Origin of the sequence: Nocardia sp. NPDC056100 (assembly GCF_042266325.1) — a bacterium.
Taxonomy (GTDB): Bacteria; Actinomycetota; Actinomycetes; order Mycobacteriales; family Mycobacteriaceae; genus Nocardia.
The window spans coordinates 568902-589294 of sequence record NZ_JBHJVY010000004.1 but is presented as its reverse complement, the minus strand read 5'-3'; the positions used below and the strand labels follow the sequence as shown (position 1 = coordinate 589294).

Here is a 20393-nt window from a genome sequence, read left to right as displayed (position 1 = left end):
GCGCGACTACCGAGCCCCCGTCCGATACGGTCATGTATCAACCGGGCCCGGTACAGGCACCTAGGGGAGTATCCGCCAGCCGTGAGAAATTGTCCAGGCGTCCGGCAAATCTCCCGAAACCCGAATGGACGTCTAGAAATCACCCCTGGTCAAACCATTGCTATCAGTCATGAAACACAACCACAAGACCGGTTGGTTCTCATTTAGCTAACGATCAGCAATCAGATCAGGATGGAGATGAAAAGTTCCAGTTCCGACGGCCCGGACCAGATCTCGATCTCCTCGCGGTAGGCCCGCGTGATCTCCGCCGAAGCGGTCGCGTCGTCGACCTGAGCCCACACGTCTTCCGCGGGATCGTGATAATCCCCATTCGGCTCGAAGCGCGCGTAGACGCCCTTGGGCACCCGGATCAGCACATCGCCGACGGGCGCGTCATAGGGCGAGGAGTACTCGTACGAGACGAGCACGTTGTAGTTGCCGGCCGGATCGGGCACGTACACCGTGGCCAGCGGTTTGTCATCGCCGCGATCACGCAGCCGGTCGCGCAGGAACTCGATGAGCTCACTATTGGAAACCTTGAAACTGGGCCGCACCCGCGGCACCACGAGACCGCCATAGACGCCGCCCTGGCGCACCACGATCGAATAGGTCATGAGGCCTCTACCGCCAGGTACAGCTCGATCTTGTACGCGTGCGGATAGCACTCGAAATCGCCGCTGTGCGTGCGCTGAATCTGATTGTGTTCCTCGGCGTACGCGATCTGTGTCCAGAGATCGGTCATCACCTGGGGGAAGCTGCCGACCGCGGAGAATCTGGCGTACGTCCCGCGCGGCAGCCGGGCCACGATATGGCCGCGGGTGACCTCGTCGAAGGATTCGCACTGATAGCCGACGATCTGGGTATTGAACGTGCCCAATTCGGGCGAGAAGTCGGTATACGCGGCCGCGAGCGGACCCCCGAGTTCCTGATGCAGGACGGCGGCCCAGGCCACCTCGAGATCATGGTCGCGCAGCTCTCCGAGAGCACGTTTGGGGCTGCGAACCGGCAGCCCTGCGACCCACGTCTCGTCCCGCTCGACGATCTCAAACTGCATTGGTAGGAACTCTCTCTGGGTGTGATGCACAGCCCGCTGGCCAACCTTCGCCATGCTATCAACCATGTTCGGCGCGTCCGGGCAACACGACTACGCCCGCTGTGCGCCGCGCCCGGTTCGGTTAGCTGGATTCGCGGCGGCGATGCGAGCGGGCCAGCGGTGCGCGCCAGTGCCGCCAGAGCGCGAGGAAGCGCAGGGCCACCGCGCCCGCCCCCGCCAAACCGCCCGTCCAGTAGGTGTATTCGCCGTAATACAGCAGGGCGGCGGTGACGGCCGAGCCCAGCAGTGCGGGCACCGCGTAGAGCTCACCGTCACTCAGCACGCTGGGCGTGATTCCGGCCAGCACATCCCGCACGACGCCACCGCCGACCGCGGTGACCACGCCGAGCGCGGCGGCGGAGGTGGCCGAGAGTCCGTGCTGGAAGGCGGTGACGGTGCCGGTGACGCAGAAGATGCCGAGCCCGATACCGTCCGCGAGCAGCAGCGGGGTGCGGATCAGCCGGTTCGGCGGATGCCAGAAGAAGATCACCGCGGCGGCCAGCAGCGCCGCGGCCGCGTACCGCAGCGTGACGAAGGCGGTGGGCGGTATCTCGCCGATGATCAGATCGCGCATGATGCCGCCGCCGGTGGCGGTGCACACCGCGAGCACCGCGATGCCGACGACGTCGAAGTTGCGGCGCACCGCGAGCAGCGCACCCGAAACGCCGAATGCGAACACGCCCACCATATTTCCGACCTTCTGGGCGGTGCCGACGGCGTTGCCGAGCTCGACGAGATCACTCATTGGGGCCGGTTCCCTTCACGGTCGCAAACACTCGGCTATCGGGGCACTGTATGCCGCGCCGCCACGCCGCGCCGACGCGCCCCGCTCGTGCGGGGGATGTGGTTGAGTCACCCTGGTGTGCCGCACAATTGCTGAACTGGACGCGCAGCTCACAGGGTGTAGAGCCTGTCCGCGACTGGTCGCCTGGCGCGAACAGGTCGCCCACGACAAGCGGGCGGCCTTCCGTGACGAAAATTACTGGGGCAAACCGGTTCCCGGCCTCGGCCCCGACGACGCCCGGGTCCTCATCATCGGCTTGGCTCCGGCCGCGCACGGCGGCAACAGAACCGGTCGCATGTTCACCGGCGACCGCGCGGGCGACTTCCTGATAGCCGCCATGTACGCGGCGGGCCTGACCAACCAGCCCACCAGCACGCACCCCGGAGATGGCCTGCGCCTCATCGACTCCCGCATGACGGCCCCCGTCCACTGCGCCCCGCCCGACAACAAGCCGCTCCCGTCTGAGCGCGACAACTGCCGCCGCTGGCTCACCGAAGAATTAACCCTGCTCTCACCGACTCTTCGCTCGATCGTCGTCCTCGGCGGCTGGGGCTGGCAGGCCCTGCTCCCCGCCCTGGCCGAATCCGGCTGGCCCATACCGAAACCCAAACCCCGCTTCACCCACGCCGCCCACTACGAACTATCCCCATCCATCCCCAACCGCTCCCCCCTCCACCTCTTCGGCAGCTACCACCCCAGCCAGCAGAACACCTTCACCGGCCGCCTCACCCCACCCATGCTCGAAGCCGTCCTCACCGCCGCCGCCCGCGCCGCCGGCCTGGAACCGCCTCCGGCCTGATGGGAAATCGCGGCCAGTGCTCGCGGCCGGATACGATTCGGGCGTGAGCAGGGCCGATGGGGATGCGGGGAGTGTGGAGGCGCAGCCGGTGAAGCGGCGGCGGGTGCAGACGCGGGCGCGGTTGCTGGATGCGGCGTTCGAGGCGTTCGCGGAGGACGGGCTGGGGCGGTGCACGGTCGAATCGATTTGTGAGCGGGCCGGGTTCACGCGGGGGGCGTTCTATTCGAATTTCACATCGCTGGAGGAGTTGTTCCTGGCTATGTGGGAGCAGCGGTCTGCGGCGATGCTGGCCGAGGTGTCGGCGGTGCTGGAGAGTGATGCGGTCATTCCGGATCAGCGGGCCGCGGTCGAGTTCGTGTTGAGTGCGGTTCCGGTGGACGACAAGTGGTTTCGGATCACCTCGGAGTTCACCGCGCACGCGCTGCGCAATCCGCCGCTGCGCCGGTTGATGGTGGCGCGCGAGGAGTCGATCAGCGCGGCATTGGCTCCGGTGCTGTTGCGGCTGCTGGCGCGCGCGGGGCGCACGGTGACGGATTCGGTGGGGCTGGGCCGGGCGTTGATCGCCGTGCACGACGGCACCATGGCCCAGTGTCTGCTGGAGCCGGACAGTGCGGCGGTGCGGGAATACCGGGTCGATCTTTTTATGCGGGTGCTGGAGTCCTATACCGAACCGGCGTGATGCCCGAACCGCGCCAACATTGAACGCACTTGTTTCACACTCACGTCCCGGAATTCGGGCATGCCGCGTTCGATGGCGTAGAGGACATCGATGGCGGCATCGGCGACCGCCCAGAAATCGAGTTTCCCGATCAGCTGTTCGTCCAGCGGCCGGCCACGCCAGTGCTGCACGCGCCGAACGAATTCCGGGCCCGCGTCCGGCCACAGATAGCTGAGGTCATAGTCGGGGTCGCCGATCTGCACATCCCCGAAGTCGATGACGCCGGTGATCCGGTTCCCCGTCACGAGCAGATGATCGAGACTCACATCGCCGTGCATCAGCACCGGCGAATACTCGAAGTTCCGTTCCTCGCCCAGATACTTCTCCCAGCGCGCCGCCAACTCTCGTCCGTCTCCGGCGGGCAGCAATGGAATCACCAGCGCCCGAATCACTTCCAGACGGGCCGCGAATTCCGCCCGCATATCCCGCTCGCGGACCCCGAACTCCCGGGCCCGATCCGCCGGAAACGCGTGCACGCCTTCGATGAATTCGGCGATGGTCCGCGCGACCGTCTCATCGTCGAGCATCCCGCGCGCCAGCCACTCGTCTTCGGACAGCACCTCCCCCGGCACCACCGGATAAATACAGCACTCCCCCGGCCCGAGCGGATTGGGCGCGGTGAACTCATACCGGGGCACCGCGAGCCGCAGCGAACCCGCCAACTCCGCCAGCAACCGCCCTTCGCGCGCAACCCCCTCGGCCCCGCCCGCATCCTTCGGCAGCCGCACCACATAGGCGTCCCCCACAAGTACGGCCACATTCTCCTGCCCCTCCCCCAGCACCCGCATCCCCCACCCCGCCATCTCCGCCCGCCCCGCCCCCGCGAGCATCCCCCGAACCCGCCCCTCCCAATCAGCCACCAGGTCCGAATGCGCACTCATGTCCACCCCCACACCCTACAAAACCACCCCTAACCAGCCGATTCGTCGACTCCCCACCCCACCTGCTAAAGTTTTCCACCGCAGGCCGGTAACGGTCAGCGGCTGGGGCTATAGCGCAGTTGGTAGCGCGTCTCGTTCGCATCGAGAAGGTCAGGGGTTCGATTCCCCTTAGCTCCACAAGCAACAAAAAGGCCCGTGACCTCCAAAAAGGTCACGGGCCTTTCTTGATTTCAGAACCACTAGCGATCTTGGTTATCGGTGCCTGTCCGCAGTTCGTCCGCAGCGGCGGCGATCGCGGACGCGCGACGCGCATCTAGAGCTTCCGCGACCGACTCAAGGTCGTCGGGGAACAGGTCCGCGTATGTATCCAGAGTCATTGCGGCGGACTTGTGTCCGACCATGGTCTGCACCGCTTTCACATTCGCACCCGCGCTGATCGCTAGTGACACAGCGGTGTGCCGGAGGTCGTGCGGCCTGATATACGGAAACTGTGCCCCGCCAACGTCTCCGGCCCGACGTTTCGGATCTCGCAGACGTGTGACAGCGGGTCGGAAGACGCGCTTGCGATAGGTAGACACCCGCAGAACCGCTCCCTGCGGAGACGTGAATACCAAGGCATCACGGTCCTTGCCGCGCATGAGGGCCGCCAGGTCGTCAGCCAAGAACTTCGGGAACGGCACCGAGCGGCGCGCATGGGTCTTGGCCGTGGACCACACCACTCTGCCCTTCACCTCGGCGACGCCCTCAAGAATGTTCGCGCGTCGCCGCAGCATGTCGAAACTGGATACCTTCAACGCAGCCATCTCGCCCCACCGCAATCCGGTGTACGCCAGAAACCTTATGGCGGTAGACATCTCGGTGACCTCGCGCGCGAGCTGCTCGACCTGAACGTGGGTCAGGTAACCGCGGGCTCTGTGCGACCGCTTGGGCAACTTCACGCGCGCACATGGATTGCGTGCAATTTGACGGTCTTCCACGGCGGACTCGCAGATCATTCGTAAAATTCCGACCGCGTTCTCAATCGTCGGCACTCCAGCCTCAGCGGCCACCATTGCGGCGACCCAGGCCCGGACCTCGGTAGTACGCACGTCCCGAACCTCGACTGTGTTCCAACGCGGTTGGACGTGCAGCTTCCAGGTTTCGCCCCGATTGAAAGCAGTGGTCTCCTTCAGATGTGCCTGCGTTTTCAGCCATCGCGCTCCGATCGCGCCGATGGTCTCGCGGCCAGCCGACGGCGCGATGTGGGTGCCTGTCACCAGTGCGCTGGTTGCGGTGTCCAGCCAAGATTGCGCGTCCGTCTTGCGGGCGAAGGACTTCGCGTGCTCGTTGCCATCGTCGTCGACGTAACGAGCGCGCCAGCGCTTCGCGCAACCATAGTTCGCGGACTGAACGCGCTCTGCGGTTTTGGTCCCGTCATCGGCTGACTTGATGACGGTCTTGTACCAGCGGTCCTCGACGCCGGCGCGTCGGTTGCGTCGGGCGACCATGCTAAATCGCCTCCCCGCGCGTAGTCTCGGCTTCCTGCCGCTCGATCCATGCCATGACTGCGGTGAGTCGCCAGACGCGGCGGCCGCCCAGCTTGAAACTGGCTGGGCCAGAACCGATGTGCGCCCAGTAGCGCCAGGTGGCAGCAGGAATTCCGGTCAGCTTCTCGCAATCCTTGGCCTGCAAGAAGCGCTCCTCGACGTTCAACGCGCCCATCACTCACCCGCCTTGATCATGCCGAACACGCACCCGCACGGCCGCTCATCTGCGTAATTGACCAGCGTGCCTTCGCAATCCGAGCACACAACCCAGTTGCTGCGCAGATGCTGAGCAATGCAAGCGCGGGAATTGCAGCCGCGCCGCCCGCACCACATGCACACACCCGCGAAGGTCAGTCGAGGCGGCCTAAATTCCTGTTGGCAGCGGGTTTTCATCTCCACCGCCATATCGGGGTAGCCGATATCAGCCGCAGCGAAAGGGCGATCCGCGAGCTGACTGAGGACGTCCAACAGGATCGCGAGACTGTGCGACCGCGGGCGGTTCTCGCCTGACAGGTACCGGGCGATAGTGCTGTGGGTGCAGCCGATGGGAACCGCCCGATCCCGTTCGGCCGCGTCACGCATTCTCTTAGCCAGTCCCTTGTTGCTGATACCCAGCTCCGCCATAACCGCTGCTAGTTGACGATTCGGGCGGTGTCCGACCGAAGTCTGGGCACATGGCGTGAGGGTCGAATCGAATACACTGGACATGCTTCAGGCACTCCTAGATAGCTGAGGCAAATTCGAAGCGGTTGCCGCCGCTTCGGTCTTCGACTCCCCAGCAGCTAGACACTGCTGGGGAGTTCCTGCGTCTAGCTCAAGACGAGCAAGGACTCATCGCATGATGAAGCGATCAGATTGCCCGCCTGAACACTCTCCAGATCTCCCGTTCACGAGGGAATTCATCCCTTGATTCCGAGATCTCCATCACATCTGAACGCTTTCAAAGATATCAACTGATCGCCTCGGCTGCCAACAGTTTCCAACGACTTTTATCCGGTAAATACGCAGCTAAGGGCAGCGAATCCCACGTCTGGAACGAGAGGCTCGCGCTGCAAGCTGATAGATTCAGCACTGGGGAAGAAGCGAACAGGAAGCGATCAGGTCCGATGTCAGATCCGAACACAGCTGACCCGCGTTATCGTCAAGTCGCTCATCAACTTGAGAACGACATCGAGGCGGGCCGACTCCAGCCAGGACAACGCATCCCGTCAACCCGCGAACTTGCGGCACAGTTCGAGGTATCGATCGGTGCCATCAATGACGCGATGGAAGTGCTGACCAAGAAGGGTCTCATCGATACCCGCCCGCGCTCTGGGCGATTCGTAGCCGAATCCACAGCCCCACTAGGAGCAAAGATCAAACCGTCGCGACCGCGAGCGGTACTCGTGGGCGGCTATGCGGGGTCGGGCAAGACGGAGTTCGGCCGCATCTTCGCACGCGAAACTGGCTGGGCAATGCTGGACAAGGACACCATCACACGATCCGTTGTCGATGCCGCACTTGTCGAAATGGGTTCCTCGATGCAGGACCGCGACAGCCAGATCTACCACCGATCAATCCGGCCTGCGGAATACGAATGCCTTGAAGCGGTCATGCTTGAGAACATCGGATGCGGTGTCAGCGTCATCTGCACAGCCCCATACCTGCGCGAGTTCAAGCAGCGTTCCTGGTTCGAGCGGACGGCCGCCCGATTGGATGCACTCGGGGCCGACATGTCTGTGATTTGGATTCAATGCGACGTCGACTCTATGCATACATACGTCAAGCGCCGCGGCGCGATCCGAGACACCTGGAAGCTCGGGCACTGGTCCGACTACCTCGCCCGTGACGTCGATGAGAGCTTCCGCCCCCCGTGGCAGCACACCGTGATCTCCAACAATCAGGACAGCGAACCTCTTCAGGCGCAAGCGAAGTCGTTCCTTCGCGGCCTCTCGGAGTAGTCGCTATGCCTGATGCCGTAATGCTCTATGGTCCCCCAGCAGCGGGCAAAGACACCGTGACTAAGGCACTCGCCAACGCCGACCCCACCTTCGTACTCTTCAAACGACTGAAGGTCGGCGGCGGTCGCACAGACACCTACCGGATCACAACAGACGACCAAATTGCCGCCCTGGCTCGCGCAGGCGAGATCATCTGGCAAAACTCAAGATACGACGCAACCTACGCTGTCGATCGGCCAGAGATCCAGAAGATGCTGATGGCCAACATGATTCCGGTTCTCCATCTGGGCCAGGCGGAAGCGATAGATGTGATCCGCTCGGCGATACCAGACGTGAGATGGACCGTAGTCGAGCTCTGGTGTCCGAAAGATCTAGCGGAACAGCGGATTCGCGCACGCAACACCAACGACGTCGCAGCCAGGTTGGTCGCCTGGGATGAGACCCCCAGGCTTATCCCAGGTCAGGTTGATCTAGGAATTGACACGTCACAGACCGCGCCGACCGAGTCCGCCATCAAGATTCGCCATGCCATGGAGTCCTCATGCCCTTCGACATAGTTGTCCCCGCCCTGACCTTCCCCACAGCCGCCGGATCAATCGATTTCGTTGCCACCCAGAGATATGCAGCCCGTGCTGCGGAAACCTGGGTCGACTTCTTTATCTTGTCCGGGTCAACTACCCGGGGCGATACTCTCCGGCCAGAAGACCGTGCGTCCGTTGTTGATCTGTGGCTCGATGTTGTCGAACCAGGCAGAATCCTTGCCTGCTGTTGGGAATTGGACGATATCGATCTCACCGTGAAGCGCGGCGTCTCACCGATGGCCGTGCTGCGGGAGCCCGACCGCAGGACCGCGCTTCGTCTTCTCCATCAGCTGCCGGAACGGTCGACCATATATAGCCATCCGATGTTCGGCGGCGCAGTGTTCGACTCCGATCTAGCGTGCCAGGCCCGAGCTGAAGGAGTTCTCCCGTCAGGTGGGAAGCTCGCGAAAGTCACCCTCTCCGAGACTACAGAGATATGCGAGGCTACGGATGGTCAGTTCCGCTTGTGGGACGGCTCGTCCCGGCACATCGCAGGCTCACTGGCGGCCGGAGCGAGTGGAGTTGTAGCCACCCCGCTATGCGCATTCGGAAGTCTCTGTCCAACAAAAGAAGTGGATGAAATTCAAGCCACAGTCGATGGAGTCCAGGTGATCCTCGATGGCCTGCCGAACAGAGCCGCCCGGAGTGACTACCTGATTCGCGAAGCAGCGCTGAATTCCCGCGCAGCATAGTCCCCCTCAACCACGCTTCGGTCGATCCGGAAAGGCCGCTCGCCGGTTGCCTCATGGTCGGTGAGCAGCTCCAGGTCAGCGAGCTGCGGATGCTGAGGCAATGCGCGGGTTCAATGCGCTGCTTAGCCAGTACAGAGCGCGGGCACGGGCGTCGTCGGTGAGCGGTTCGAGGGCTATGTATGCCGCGTACATGGCAGCCAGCTCCGGGGATTCGAGTTCTACAGGTTTCGTCATGGCGAGAGAATCCCATGTCGATGTCGCGCTTGCGTCGCACGCGCGAGCGGCACGAGGGGTGACGCAGGGCCGTTCCGGTCGGCCCTGCGCCGCTTTGTGGACACATCATGGATATGATTCGAAACTATGTTCGAACAGTGGCCTGCCGATTTCGAACCGCCGCTGCGGCGCGTGGTCGATCCCCCGACTCCGGTCACGGTGGACCTGGCCGCAGCTATCCCAACCCACCCGGCCAATCTCAGCGCCAACAAACTGCCTTTGAAGGTGCGCGCCGGAGGGCTGGACGTGACCGGCAACGCGCCTGGGATGCTGCACGCGTGGGTACGCACCCGGGACGGCGCGTGGATTGCGTTGGTGTCCTTCGTAATCGAGACCGCCAACCGCCGCGGCAAGCTGGAGATCCGACAGTGGTGCTCACAGCGCGCCATCAGCCCGCGCGAAACCTGAGAGACCCGATGCTGAAATCTGCTGTGCCGCCGTTTATCTCATGAGATGACCCAGCTAGCCACAGCGGTCTTCTTCTCACTTGGTATCGAGACAGCTTGCATCCCAGTGGTCTTAGCCAACGCTGATGCGCATCAGGAACCTACTCCGCCGAAGCGATTCCTCACATGGGCTGCCCAAAGAGAAGGGCTGGATCGGGAATGAGCGGCGGCATGGTGGCGATCGCGGATCGCAGCGACTCCACCGCACTGCCTATCTGGGCCCCGACCTGTACGACCGCATTGGCGAGCGGTTGATCGACCGGGTTCTGTTCTGCTGGCAGTGGGACAGCAGCTACCTCGATCAGGGGCGGTACATCGGGTTTCGGTACATCCACGCCGCCGCCGAGCGCGCCGGCGGTGGCACCGCCGAGCACGGCTCCGGCAGTCGCGCCCACGGCGATGCCTGGCACGGCTCCGACCGCGACGCCCGCTAGGCAGCCGAGTCCAGCTCCGAGCCCGGCGCCGAAGGGTGCACCGACTCCAGCCGCCCCGGTGCCGATGATGCCGCCAGCGATGCCGCCGACTGCGGCACCGACGGCGCAGCCGATGCCCGCGGCGGGCACCGAGATGAGTTCCGCGCCCGCGACTGCGCTGAGTACTCCGCCGGTGATGGTGGACGCCGCGCGCCGATCCGATTCCTGGCGTGAGAATCCCAGCGTGTCGTACCCGGCGGCGATCTGCCACTCGGCGTAGTCGAGGTACGCCTGGGCCTTGTCGCGGGTTTTGGTATCGACCCACTCCGGAACCGGCACCGTGGTGTTGCCCGCGCGCAGGGTATGCGGATTCGCTGGCGCTGTTGGCGGCTCGTTCTCGGGTAGCGGCGCTTCCGATTCCTGGTCCTCGCGCTGGGTGGTCGGTGGTTGCTGGACCAGGGTGTCAGCCTGCGGTTTGGTTTGGGCCTGTGGCCGTGGTCGTGCTGGTGGTGCGGGCGGATCGGGAATGTAGTCCGCGAGGCTGGGCTGCGCCGGAGCGGGTGGCGCGGTACTCAAACCGGGTTGTCCTTCTCCAGGTACGGCTAGGCCAGGTTGTCCGGGTGCGGCGGTGGCAACGCCGTGTCCGGCGGCGGCCAGCACTGGGAGTATGGCCAGCGTTGTGAGTGTGCGTGTCGTGGTCATTTGCTCACCCCTCGATCCGACTGTGTACCGCCGGATCGATCCTTCGGGAGCGGAACCGAACCATGTGCGGTGATCACGCTATTCGGGAGCCTACTCGGAACCGCCTGCGCGACAACCGTGCTCGCGAACCTGGCACGGACTGTCAGCGTGCGGCATTGCGGCGACGGTCGCGGGCGGGGTCACTGCTGCGGCCATAGCCGGGACGATCGTTGAGAAAGTCGACGACATCGCGGGTGCGGTAGCGCCGGCGTGCGCCTTTGTCTTCGAACTCAGCGCGGTGATCGATGAGATCGCGGTACTGGGTGACGGTCTTACCGTCCAGCCCGAGCAGTCGAGCGATCGCGCCGAGCGTGCGGTACTCCTCGGGATCCTCGGGCATCGCGTGGCGGCTCGGCCGATGCTCCGATTGCCAGCGGGCCAGCCATGCGTCCAGCTGCGCGGGGTCGTATTCGCGGTGGCGTCCGCCGCTGCCGGTGCCCGCGGCACGCTCGCGGTACTGGGCGTGCGGCGGAAATCCCTCTTCGTAGACCCATTCAGTGCGGACAGTGGTCAAGCTCAGATCATGCCGCTGCGCCCATTCCTCCAGGGTCACCCACTGTGCCATCTCCCCATTGTGGCCGGTGAGCTGCCGCGGCGGCGCGTCAGCGGGCGCGGCTGGTCGAATCATGCTGGCACTCCTTGGGATTCGCGCGCCGGCGCTGCTGTGGTGTGTTCATCTCGCATGAGGTATTCGGCGGGCGCTGACTGAACCAGCCGTAGCCGATGTCGAGCACAACTGCGACGTCCGGGTTTATCGACACATCATCCCGACGGCCCAGGTCCCGTCGTGGTCCTCAGCAGGTGGCAGCCCGACAGGCTAATCCTCTTGATAGTTGCTTTCTTCGCGGCCGTCTCGGGTCGTGACAGTGACGAGCGGGCGTTCGCCAGGCTGCGCACGGATCAACGCCAGTACCCGACCGTCGACACCGATCTCCGGATAACAGGATTCGAGCGTGGTCAACACGCGCGCCGAGACCGCATCCAATGCCGCGGTCCCGACGATCGCGTACCACACAAACTCATTGTCGACACTGGGCAGGATCTCGCCCGACTGTTGCGCCAACGGCATGGTGGGAAAGTTGGTTACCAGCCGGTCTGGATCTGGAAGCACGTCGCCGATGATCACACCGGGTTTGAGCCATCGGTCACCCTCGCGCAATACGACGACGACATACTGCCATTGCTCGGTGTGAACGACCACCGCTACCGCACCGTCGTCCTCCCGGACAACTGAACTCGCCACCCGAGTGCTCCCCTCGTTCTCCGGCACGACGGAGAGCACGACCGCGATAGCCGGATGCATCCCACGGCTATTTTCATCCATGGGAGTTAGCATCGCAAACCGATGGTCCCGATAACAGGGCAACGCCAAAGTCTGCCCGAGTTTTCAATGTGTCGGCCAGTCGTCGCCGATCAACACTGTATCGGGAGGGAGTTGCTTGGAGTAATCTGTCGAACCCGCGAGCCTCCCCCGCCAATGGCACCGAGGGTGACTTCAGTGTAGAAGAATCCAAGCTGCGGGTTTGTCAACGAGCACGAAGCGGTGTACCACACCTCGGCATGGTTATTGGCATCCAGATCGATAATCTCGTTTGGCTTCGATGAATGTACGCTGACTTTTCCGTCAACGATCTTTTTCAGTACGGTATTGGCAGCCACGATTTCCGGTCGACCACCAGTACAGTCGACCGTGAGGCCGTACTGCACGTGAGCTGCATCGATACCTCTCGGCATCAACGCAGAGCCACTACAAACGATCTCACGTAGGTCATTGGCATTCGCCGGTACGGTAATTGTCGCCGCTGCCGCTATCGCAGCCACGGACGCACCGACAGAAATGAGTGCGCGACGTAATAGACTAGTGCTCATTAATTTCCCCATTTGAACGATACCGGGCGGGATAGATTGCCCACTTCTACGGTATCCCAATAGATTCGATATTCTGATCGATGACGTCAAAACGTTATCGATAATCCCCGGCACAATCCAAATTGCTGGATCCATTTTATAAGTTGCTAGAAAATGCATCCTTCATATTTTTAGACTCGATATTCTGTTCTCGGAATCACCAATTTTCCTGACCTTGGATAGTTCGCGAGCCTTCCATAATGGCCGCCGTTGAGATCTACCGCCCGTACCGGTCACGGGTCAGCGATGGCGCGTACGTAATCGCCGAGCACAAACTCCCTTGCTGGCGCGCCGCGGGGCCGAACATGCTGGGGCTCCTGACTATTGACGTGCGGCGTTACAGTGGCGGTGCCCACCTCTCGTGGGGGCACTCGGGCGGCCGGTATGTCCAACCATGACTCTTCGGGGTCACGGGTTACCGGCCGCCCTTTCGCGGGCTCAGACGCTCCAGCGGTCGATGTCCTCGCCGGTGACCGCTTCCACGAGTGCCGAGACCAGGATCTCCGCGACGGGCGGGGTGACCGCGTTGCCGTACTGGCGCACCCGTTCCCGCTTGCTGCCCAGCACGGTATATCCGGCGGTGAAGGCCATGGCCGCGCCGATCTCGTGTGGTTCAAGCATCCGGAACCGCACATCATCGATCTCGCGGTCGGTGATCGATTCGACCAGCGCATACCGGTCACGCGCGGACAGGGTTCCGATGGGTGCGTCGACCGGTCGTGCGGCTCCGGTGCCGTAGTACGGAATCAGCAACGAGTCCCACATGTGTTGCGGGACACCAGCGGGCGGGGTGACCAGGCCGTGGTGGTTACCGCTGGCGGTAACCGTGGCCAGGGCCTCGCTCACCGATCGCGCGTCGCTGCCACCACCGCGAAGTTCGGTGACGAACGGCAGAAACGCCAGCGCTGTCTCCGCACGGGTGGTCTGAGTTCGTATCGGCACGGTGACGGGCTGAGCGTCCTTGCCGGAGCGGCCCTCCATCGGCACGATCAACGGTGGCACGACCAGCGCGTGGTTCGAGCCGTCGGCGACGGTCGTGGCGAGCTGCTCATGCATCCCGATCGTGCGGGAGCGGTCCGCGAGCAGCGCCAGAAACGGCTGCGGAATCATCAGCCCGTCGTTCTCGCGTGTGGTGCGCGCGGGTACCGGGGCAGTGACCGGAGTCGCATCCTCGCGCCAGGTGCCCCCGGCTGGAACCATCATCGGCATGCGGGTTGCGTAGCGGCGCAACCCGACTCGGATCCGCTCCATGGTCTTGTCCGCGAGCGGTCGGGCCCGGTCCCCGATCCGGGTTCCTTGCTGGGTCCAGTCGATCGCGGCGGCGGCGGGCAGCGCGGGCGGTTCCAGGATCGTGTAGCGGCAGCGCGCGTGCGGGCACCGGTAGTGGTATTGCTGACGGTAGCGGCCCATGTCCGCGCCCGGTGTCTTGAATACCTGCATGGCCGATACCCACTCATCGCAGGTTGGGCAGAATGCCAACGGCCGCAGCCACTTCGACCACTCCGGCGTCCGGCCCAGTGAAGTGTCCCAATAGGCGACGTAGAGGCGATCGCGGCTCTGCGGCGCGACCGGGGTCCTAATCGACTGTGCGTGCATCGAATTCAGCGCGATCACCCGGGTTCGGTAGCCCAGAGCGTGGATCTCGCCGAGCCAGCGGGTCCACTGGTCCCAGGCTCGTACCTCGACGACGTTTTCGACGATCCCGGCGCGGACCTTTCCGCCGCGCTCGATCACCCCGCGTAGATACATCGGCACCTCTTCCATCAGAGCGCGGCTACGGTCAGCTTCCTCATCGCGCGGGGTGTCGAACAGGTCGCCCTGCATGGTGTGGTCGTAGTCGCGGGCCTTGCCACGCGCGGAGGACCACTGCGGACACTCCGGACTCGCCCAGAACAGATCCGCCGCAGGCCAGTTCTCCACCGGCGCTTCCCGGATATCGCCTAGATGGTGATCGGTTTCAGGGAAGTTCGCCGCGTGAGTTTCGATCGCGCGCGCCCAATGGTTCGCCGCGCGCGATACCCGCACCCCGGGCACCGCATGCGCGCCCTGACTCGACCCACCCGCACCGCAGAACCAATCCATCAGATCCAACATCATTGTGTCCCTTCAACTCTCGTGGGGAAGGAAGCGGTCGGAGTGTCCAAGCCCCGAACCGTTTCCATTTAGTATTCTACCTGTTTTGAGTGAATGTCATTGGCGACCAGGGAAATTCGATACCTCCTCACTCCCCTCGCTGCGCGATGGTTGTTGATGCGTATGCGTCAATCGTGTTGACGCTTAAGCATCAATCGTCCTGGGTGATGGCGAACGGTTCGCGGCAGACGCCGCACAGGATCGGGCCCGCGTCGATGGTTTTCTGGGCCGCGCGGACGCGTCGTGCCGGTGTGCAGGTGCATACGAGCGCACGCCCGTTGCGCGGAGCGCGTCCGGACTTGTCGCCGTCCTCGCCGTCGGCCCCATCTTCGCCGCCGTCGGCAGGTTCGTGTTCGGAGCGGCGATAGGCGATGATCGCGGTGTCCAGCAGCCGGATTTGCCGCTGATAGATCGTGGCGGTGGAGTCCGGGACAGTGGTCGCGGTCCAGCCGCGCTCGGGTGTGCGCTCGACGGTGAGCCCGAACTCGCGGGCGATATCGCGGAACTTTCCGTTGTGGTAGGCACCGGCGCGGCTGGTGTCGCCAATGCCACGGGTGCAGGCCGCGCCGTGAGCGGCTTCGTGCAGCAGCGTTCCGAGGACGTCGCGCGCGCCCATTGCCAGGCCCTCCCCGCCTACGAACAGCTCGGGCAGTACCTGCTGGCCGACCTTCCATCGGTCGGGGCCGAAGTGCCCGAGCTTCAGTACGCCACGCCTGCCCAGCGAGCCGGACGCCATGGTCACCACGACGTTGGGAATATCGGAATGGCGGGTACGCAGATCCGCCCACACGGTTTCGATCGCTGCGACCAAGGGGCCAGAGATGGCATTCATGCCACACCTCCGAGAATTGATTTCTATGCACCAATTCTACCGAATTATGTTGCGCTTCAACAGATTTGCCCAGGTCATTCCGGATTGTTACTGACGCATAGCCGTCAATTGATTGTTCGCTATGCATCAATTCTGTTGGCGCTTATGCATCATTCGCGCCCGACCGATCCTCTCGTTGTGGTCCCTCTTCGGCAGCCGGTACTCAACGCGACTTCTGTACGCAACCCGTCCTGTTGTGGTTCAGGCCCACGTGCCCAGCTCTGCCAACGCAACGTCCGTACCCAGCCCTCTTTGTGGTCCCCCTGTTGTGGTCTTCCTTTGTGGTCCTTCTCTTGTGGTCTTCCCCTTCACTTTTCTTCTCTGATTCCCTTCGCTCCCAACTGTTTGGTGGTGGTTTGTCTCCTGCTCGACCCCCACTATCTTCAGCGAAGCGGGAGATAGTGGGGGTCGAGCAGGAGGCGGGCCACCACCAAACACCCAGCTCACAGCGATTTCGTATCGCACTTTCATCGCATAACTTGTGTGCATTCATTGTGCATCCAGTGTGCATTCATTCCGCATTCGTTCCGAATCGAAAATCGCTGCGCGGCTGGGCAACACGACAACAACAGGCCGCAGGCTATCTCTGCTCCGAACCGGATCGCCGACAGGCTCTCCGCGAGACCAGAGCGACCTGGCGACTACATCGAGCTTCCGATCGCGCGGTCGCCCGGATACGGGATGCGCCTTCGGTCCTCGCGGTTCGGGTGTCGGGTCGAGAGAGCGCATTCACTGAAGTCCACTGCCTGGCTGCGCCAACTGCGGTATCACGAGATGATGAGTCAGACAGGGAGCGAGCACTGATGAGAGGCCGACCATGCACTGGTGGCAGTTTGCGCTACTCGGCTCTGGAGGTGGGGCGTTGGTCGAAGTCCTCGCAGTCTTCAAGTGGCTCACTGTCTGGCAGACGGCCCGGCGAACCCAGACTGGACGGGTACGGGACCGTCCACCAACACTGAAGACCTACATCGACTTGCCGGTGCACCTATGGATGGCTGTAATCCGCACGATGCTCGGCGCTGGAGCTGCGACTCTGTTCGGCGCAAGCGGACAGATCAGTGGGGCATACGTGGCAGTGGCACTCGGCTTCGCGGCTCCCTCGATCCTGGCACAACTTGGAACTATTCCGCAGGTCGCTGCTGCGATCAAAGGGCGTGCCGCCGAGGGCGAACCCTCGCAACTGGGAGCTGCGGTACCTAACCTCCAAAGCTCGACCGACGAGCCGGGGCCGCAGAAGGCCGAAACGGCGGAGGCAACACATGAAAGTTAACTCATTGCCGCAGCGTGTCTTTGAAGAAGTCTTGGGAGTGGAACCCTACCGAGTCGCGGATGACCGGCCGCCGGCTATCGCCGGATACTCTGTGGCACACCGTGTACTTGCCGGGCTTCTCGGAGTGCGGCTGCCCGAGCGTGATCGTATCGTCCCTAACACTGGGGTTGATCATCCGCTTGACGACCAACCAGTAGAGCCTGTCATGGAACGCCGCGACGACCCACCGAGTTCGAAGACTTCACCGATCACGGATGCGACCTCTCCCCTGTCAGCTTGGGATGTATCGACGCGCCTTCACCTGAGAGTTCTCGTCGTCAAGCTGATCGAGCAACTTGAGATCGTTGAGGGCGTCGCAAGTCGTCTCGATCGCGCCTTCGCCACCAATCAGGCTCTCGGCCTCCATGATTCAATAATTCGCGCGAACGCCATTGGCGATGTCCTAGCAAATGCAGTTGGTGCCGCAGAGGACATTGCTGCGAACGACCCGCGCGCGGACGCACTCGTCCACATACTTGATGAGGCTTCAGGTCTTACGGACCTATTCGCGCAGGGCCAAGGATTCGGAGACGCTCTCGCAAACGATCTAGCGACTGCGCGCGCGAATTTAACCAGAATAGCGAACGATTTTCAGGACGCAGACGTGCGGGACATCGAACTCGGTGAGGTGTTCCTCGCGGGAGTGCGCTGGAACGCGGCAACCCTGTGGCCTTCAGAATGGCTGGCCAGGATCAGGAACGCCTCGGTGGAAGAGGAGGCTTTCTCCGGAGTATTCGTGATCCAGGCCCAACCGGATCCTGTCTTCGAGTCGGTTCTTACATGAATTCCGTATCTATAGGGCCTGTATCCAGCCATCGAGGCCACGACCGTGGAACCAATCTCAGCGGCATCTGTTCGATACCGGTCATAACGCCGTTTCCTCACCGTTTGCGGACGCAGGGATCAGCCGTAATCCGGATTGGTTGTCGCTCGTGGTGTCGCTGCTGCTGTGACGTGCGACGACCCGTGCGACGGTCGAGTGGTGGACACCGATTTCCTCGGCGATCTCGCGCGTGACACGCCCCGCGGCGTGCAGCCTGAGGATGCGCTCGTCGCGTGTGAGTGGATCGTCGTTGTCGCGGGCCGCCGCAAGGCTGTCGCTCGGTATCGAGCGCTTCGCGTGTGCCCGTCGCATCGTCGCATCTGGCTGTCGCGCAGGCGGTTCAGGAACCGGTTCACCCTCGGCAAACGCTTCGGGCATGGGGTGTGAGATTGCCGCTCCGGGCGCATCGGTCGACGGTTCGTCCGAGGATGCGGGGCGCTCCGGAGCTCGGTGCGCGTCGACCTCGATCACAATCGGAGTCTTGGCTGCGGCATCGCTACGGGCATTAGTTCTCGGAGAACTGGATTCGGACAGCAGGGCGAAACCGCAGGCGACCATTAATCCGTCGAGTACCAGAGGGCCGACGGCGGAGCCGATTTGGCCATAGTCCCAACTTTGCAGGACGTCGTGGACGTGCCCGTAGGAGATGACCGCAGAGCCCGCGGCGACGGTGCCGACACCGCCGTAGCGCGCCAGCGCCCATGCCAGGCCAGCTCTCCACCGAACGCGTGAAAGCGCTTCGACGGCCAGCAATAGCGTGACCGGCCAGACGGCGGAGCCGATTTGGGGCCACACTCCCGGTGACCAGCCGTGTGGTTTCGTTGCGGCGGGCAACCAAGTGTGTAGCCAGTTCATCACGATCGACAGCACTGATCCGAAGATGAATCCGGCCCATGCGACGACCTTCCCGCCTCGGTCTGTCGCGTCGATGTCGCATTCGAGGTGGCTGTCGCGGCGCTGTCGAGGCGCGGTGTCGCGGGTGTCGCTGTCGGCGGTCACGGTCGTCTCCTCACTGATGCTCGCTTGGGCCGCGTGCTGCTGCGGGGCAGCGCATTGGCGGTGGTGTCGCATTCGAGCTGGGTGGTTGCCGGTGATGCGACGTTGTCGCCGTGGGGCGCAACGGCATTGGTGCGCCCCACGATCGAACCGGCGTCGTTGCCGGTCATCGGCCACCACCATTCGCGCGAACTTCCGGGGTGTAGACCGCGTTGTAGAGGCGTGCCTTGTCGTTGTCGGGGTCCGGCCCGGTGTAGGTGACCGACAGCGTCGCGCCCCGGTCGAAATCGGTTGCGCCGGCGGCATCCATCGCGCGCCCGATGGCCTGCTCCATGCGGCTGGTCGGGTACAGGTTCCTGGGTCCGTTCGGAGTCTCCAGGGTGACGAACATCTGCATGACGGTGTTGCCGTGCTCGTCGGTGTCGACCTCGCCCGGGGCGCCGCCGTACTTGAGTTTGGGCTGCTCGCCCATGTTGGTGATCCGTCCGTACACCGTGGTGCCGGGGGCGCTGTTCTTGCCGAACGCCGACGGGATCTTCGCGGCGGCACGGGTGAAGCGCTGTCCGAAGTTCGTGCTGGTCATGGGTTTTCTCCTTTGTGGTCAATCAGGGACAGATGTGGATTTCGTGTCAGCGGCTGCGGGTGACCTGCCGCTGCTGCGGGCCCGGCCGTGGTTGCCGGTAGTGGCGGTCGAGGTAGGGCACCATTTCCAGCTGGTCGAGGCCGTGTCCGGCGTCGAGGTGGTCGTACAAGTCCTTGCCGACGGCGGCTTGGAGCACGCGTACTTCGCCGACGTGGCCGTGCAGGGTTTCGGCGACTTTGGAGGCGTGCAGATAGCCGGGCCGGTCCCGGTCGGCGACCACGATCACCCGCCCGGCTCCGTGTAGCCATTTCGCGTGCTGCTCAGTCCAATTGCCCGCACCCATGGCATTGCAAGTGGCGATCTGCCCGGCGTCCATGGCTCGCTGGACGTCCTTCTCACCCTCGACCACGTAGATCTCGCGGCCGGACTGCACACCGTCGACGACCTCGGGAAGTCGGTACGGGATCGGTGCGAATCCGGTGGGTTCCCAGCTGGTTCCGGTCCATCGGGCTTGGTTGAAGGATTTCTTCTCGCCGTGCTCGTGTGGGGTCTTCTTGCGAACGACCACACCTTCCTCGTGGCCGTCGGCGCGGCGGTAGAGGTAGGCGCACACGTTCTCGGTGGGCCCGATCGCTTCTCCGAGATCGGGTTTGGACGGGATCGGCAGTCGGGCGTAGTCGATGGCCTTGTCCACCAACGACACCCGTGCCTGTTGTGCTTGCTGGGCCTGGGATGGAGGTCGGCGTTGCCCGCGGTGGTGTGGCTGGTTGGGGTTGCGTTCGGGTAGTCGGTCCCACATGTCTCGGACTCGGAGTCCGATCTTGTCGAGGACGTCCTTGTCGTC

Annotated in this window: 23 protein-coding genes and 1 tRNA gene; 7 read left to right on the top strand and 17 right to left on the bottom strand. The window is 63.5% G+C overall.

Annotation, left to right across the window (positions count from 1 at the left end):
- Positions 1–221 precede the first annotated feature (221 nt).
- From ACFC0O_RS33120 to ACFC0O_RS33110, 3 genes are all read right to left on the bottom strand, one after another.
- Positions 222–653: an effector binding domain-containing protein gene (locus tag ACFC0O_RS33120; RefSeq protein ID WP_375964942.1), complete on the bottom strand. Its 432-nt coding sequence runs from the start codon at positions 651–653 to the stop codon at positions 222–224.
- Positions 650–1093 (bottom strand): GyrI-like domain-containing protein, encoded by a 444-nt coding sequence (locus tag ACFC0O_RS33115; protein ID WP_364642155.1) that lies wholly within the window; start codon positions 1091–1093, stop codon positions 650–652. Before ACFC0O_RS33115 ends, ACFC0O_RS33120 begins: the two co-directional genes overlap by 4 nt.
- Positions 1094–1214: 121 nt before the next feature.
- Positions 1215–1877 (bottom strand): trimeric intracellular cation channel family protein, encoded by a 663-nt coding sequence (locus tag ACFC0O_RS33110; protein ID WP_375964939.1) that lies wholly within the window; start codon positions 1875–1877, stop codon positions 1215–1217.
- Positions 1878–1992: 115 nt separating this feature from the next.
- On the opposite strand from ACFC0O_RS33110, the gene ACFC0O_RS33105 reads away from it, so the two are divergent.
- Complete coding sequence (locus tag ACFC0O_RS33105; RefSeq protein WP_364642161.1) at positions 1993–2715, top strand: uracil-DNA glycosylase; 723 nt, start codon at positions 1993–1995, stop codon at positions 2713–2715.
- A 43-nt stretch (positions 2716–2758) separates the two neighbouring features.
- Positions 2759–3394 carry a TetR/AcrR family transcriptional regulator gene (locus ACFC0O_RS33100; RefSeq protein WP_364642164.1) on the top strand — a complete coding sequence of 212 codons (636 nt, stop codon included), beginning with the start codon at positions 2759–2761 and terminating at the stop codon, positions 3392–3394.
- Here ACFC0O_RS33100 and ACFC0O_RS33095 read toward each other — a convergent pair.
- On the bottom strand, positions 3376–4314 hold the full coding sequence (locus ACFC0O_RS33095) for a phosphotransferase (RefSeq protein WP_375964935.1): 939 nt from the start codon (positions 4312–4314) through the stop codon (positions 3376–3378). The two genes, ACFC0O_RS33100 and ACFC0O_RS33095, sit on opposite strands and share 19 nt — an antisense overlap.
- A 104-nt stretch (positions 4315–4418) precedes the next feature.
- Here ACFC0O_RS33095 and ACFC0O_RS33090 point away from each other — a divergent pair.
- Positions 4419–4491: transfer RNA gene (locus tag ACFC0O_RS33090), tRNA-Ala, on the top strand.
- 62 nt (positions 4492–4553) lie between these two features.
- Here ACFC0O_RS33090 and ACFC0O_RS33085 read toward each other — a convergent pair.
- From ACFC0O_RS33085 to ACFC0O_RS33075, 3 genes are read right to left on the bottom strand one after another with little or no spacing between them, the layout of a single operon-like run.
- The gene (locus tag ACFC0O_RS33085) at positions 4554–5801 is read right to left on the bottom strand and encodes a tyrosine-type recombinase/integrase (protein ID WP_375964932.1); all 1248 of its coding nucleotides are present in this window, start codon (positions 5799–5801) and stop codon (positions 4554–4556) included.
- Position 5802: 1 nt separating this feature from the next.
- Positions 5803–6015 carry a helix-turn-helix transcriptional regulator gene (locus ACFC0O_RS33080; RefSeq protein WP_375964929.1) on the bottom strand — a complete coding sequence of 71 codons (213 nt, stop codon included), beginning with the start codon at positions 6013–6015 and terminating at the stop codon, positions 5803–5805.
- Complete coding sequence (locus tag ACFC0O_RS33075; RefSeq protein WP_375964926.1) at positions 6015–6464, bottom strand: helix-turn-helix domain-containing protein; 450 nt, start codon at positions 6462–6464, stop codon at positions 6015–6017. Before ACFC0O_RS33075 ends, ACFC0O_RS33080 begins: the two co-directional genes overlap by 1 nt.
- Positions 6465–6946: 482 nt before the next feature.
- Here ACFC0O_RS33075 and ACFC0O_RS33070 point away from each other — a divergent pair, with 482 nt between their 5' ends.
- From ACFC0O_RS33070 to ACFC0O_RS33060, 3 genes are all read left to right on the top strand, one after another.
- Entirely contained in the window at positions 6947–7780 is an 834-nt protein-coding gene (locus ACFC0O_RS33070) for a GntR family transcriptional regulator (protein WP_375964924.1), read from the top strand.
- A gap of 5 nt (positions 7781–7785) precedes the next feature.
- On the top strand, positions 7786–8337 hold the full coding sequence (locus ACFC0O_RS33065) for a kinase (protein WP_375964921.1): 552 nt from the start codon (positions 7786–7788) through the stop codon (positions 8335–8337).
- Positions 8338–9413: 1076 nt separating this feature from the next.
- Positions 9414–9734, top strand: coding sequence for a hypothetical protein (locus ACFC0O_RS33060; RefSeq protein ID WP_375964918.1), 321 nt, complete (start codon positions 9414–9416; stop codon positions 9732–9734).
- A 160-nt stretch (positions 9735–9894) separates the two neighbouring features.
- On the opposite strand, the gene ACFC0O_RS33055 is transcribed toward ACFC0O_RS33060, so the two are convergent.
- The 6 genes from ACFC0O_RS33055 to ACFC0O_RS33030 form a co-directional block, all read right to left on the bottom strand.
- Complete coding sequence (locus ACFC0O_RS33055; RefSeq protein WP_375964915.1) at positions 9895–10887, bottom strand: hypothetical protein; 993 nt, start codon at positions 10885–10887, stop codon at positions 9895–9897.
- Between the two features lie 142 nt (positions 10888–11029).
- On the bottom strand, positions 11030–11554 hold the full coding sequence (locus tag ACFC0O_RS33050; protein ID WP_375964912.1) for a hypothetical protein: 525 nt from the start codon (positions 11552–11554) through the stop codon (positions 11030–11032).
- 189 nt (positions 11555–11743) lie between these two features.
- Positions 11744–12250: a hypothetical protein gene (locus ACFC0O_RS33045; RefSeq protein ID WP_375964910.1), complete on the bottom strand. Its 507-nt coding sequence runs from the start codon at positions 12248–12250 to the stop codon at positions 11744–11746.
- An 89-nt stretch (positions 12251–12339) separates the two neighbouring features.
- Entirely contained in the window at positions 12340–12954 is a 615-nt protein-coding gene (locus ACFC0O_RS33040; protein ID WP_375964907.1) for a hypothetical protein, read from the bottom strand.
- Positions 12955–13272: 318 nt separating this feature from the next.
- Positions 13273–14928 carry a DNA cytosine methyltransferase gene (locus tag ACFC0O_RS33035; protein WP_375964904.1) on the bottom strand — a complete coding sequence of 552 codons (1656 nt, stop codon included), beginning with the start codon at positions 14926–14928 and terminating at the stop codon, positions 13273–13275.
- Between the two features lie 190 nt (positions 14929–15118).
- Complete coding sequence (locus tag ACFC0O_RS33030) at positions 15119–15799, bottom strand: hypothetical protein (RefSeq protein WP_375964901.1); 681 nt, start codon at positions 15797–15799, stop codon at positions 15119–15121.
- A gap of 1298 nt (positions 15800–17097) precedes the next feature.
- Here ACFC0O_RS33030 and ACFC0O_RS33025 point away from each other — a divergent pair.
- Positions 17098–17931 (top strand): hypothetical protein, encoded by an 834-nt coding sequence (locus tag ACFC0O_RS33025; RefSeq protein WP_375964898.1) that lies wholly within the window; start codon positions 17098–17100, stop codon positions 17929–17931.
- A gap of 81 nt (positions 17932–18012) precedes the next feature.
- Here the strand turns inward: ACFC0O_RS33025 and ACFC0O_RS33020 are convergent, their stop codons facing one another.
- From ACFC0O_RS33020 to ACFC0O_RS33005, 4 genes are read right to left on the bottom strand one after another with little or no spacing between them, the layout of a single operon-like run.
- A complete protein-coding gene (locus ACFC0O_RS33020) occupies positions 18013–18969 on the bottom strand; it encodes a helix-turn-helix domain-containing protein (protein ID WP_375964895.1) in 957 nt (318 codons plus the stop codon).
- On the bottom strand, positions 18966–19136 hold the full coding sequence (locus tag ACFC0O_RS33015) for a hypothetical protein (RefSeq protein ID WP_375964892.1): 171 nt from the start codon (positions 19134–19136) through the stop codon (positions 18966–18968). Before ACFC0O_RS33015 ends, ACFC0O_RS33020 begins: the two co-directional genes overlap by 4 nt.
- Positions 19133–19549: a hypothetical protein gene (locus ACFC0O_RS33010; protein WP_375964889.1), complete on the bottom strand. Its 417-nt coding sequence runs from the start codon at positions 19547–19549 to the stop codon at positions 19133–19135. The genes ACFC0O_RS33015 and ACFC0O_RS33010 overlap by 4 nt, the downstream gene beginning before the upstream one ends.
- Before the next feature lie 46 nt (positions 19550–19595).
- A complete protein-coding gene (locus ACFC0O_RS33005) occupies positions 19596–20243 on the bottom strand; it encodes a hypothetical protein (RefSeq protein WP_375964886.1) in 648 nt (215 codons plus the stop codon).
- Positions 20244–20393: the final 150 nt, after the last annotated feature.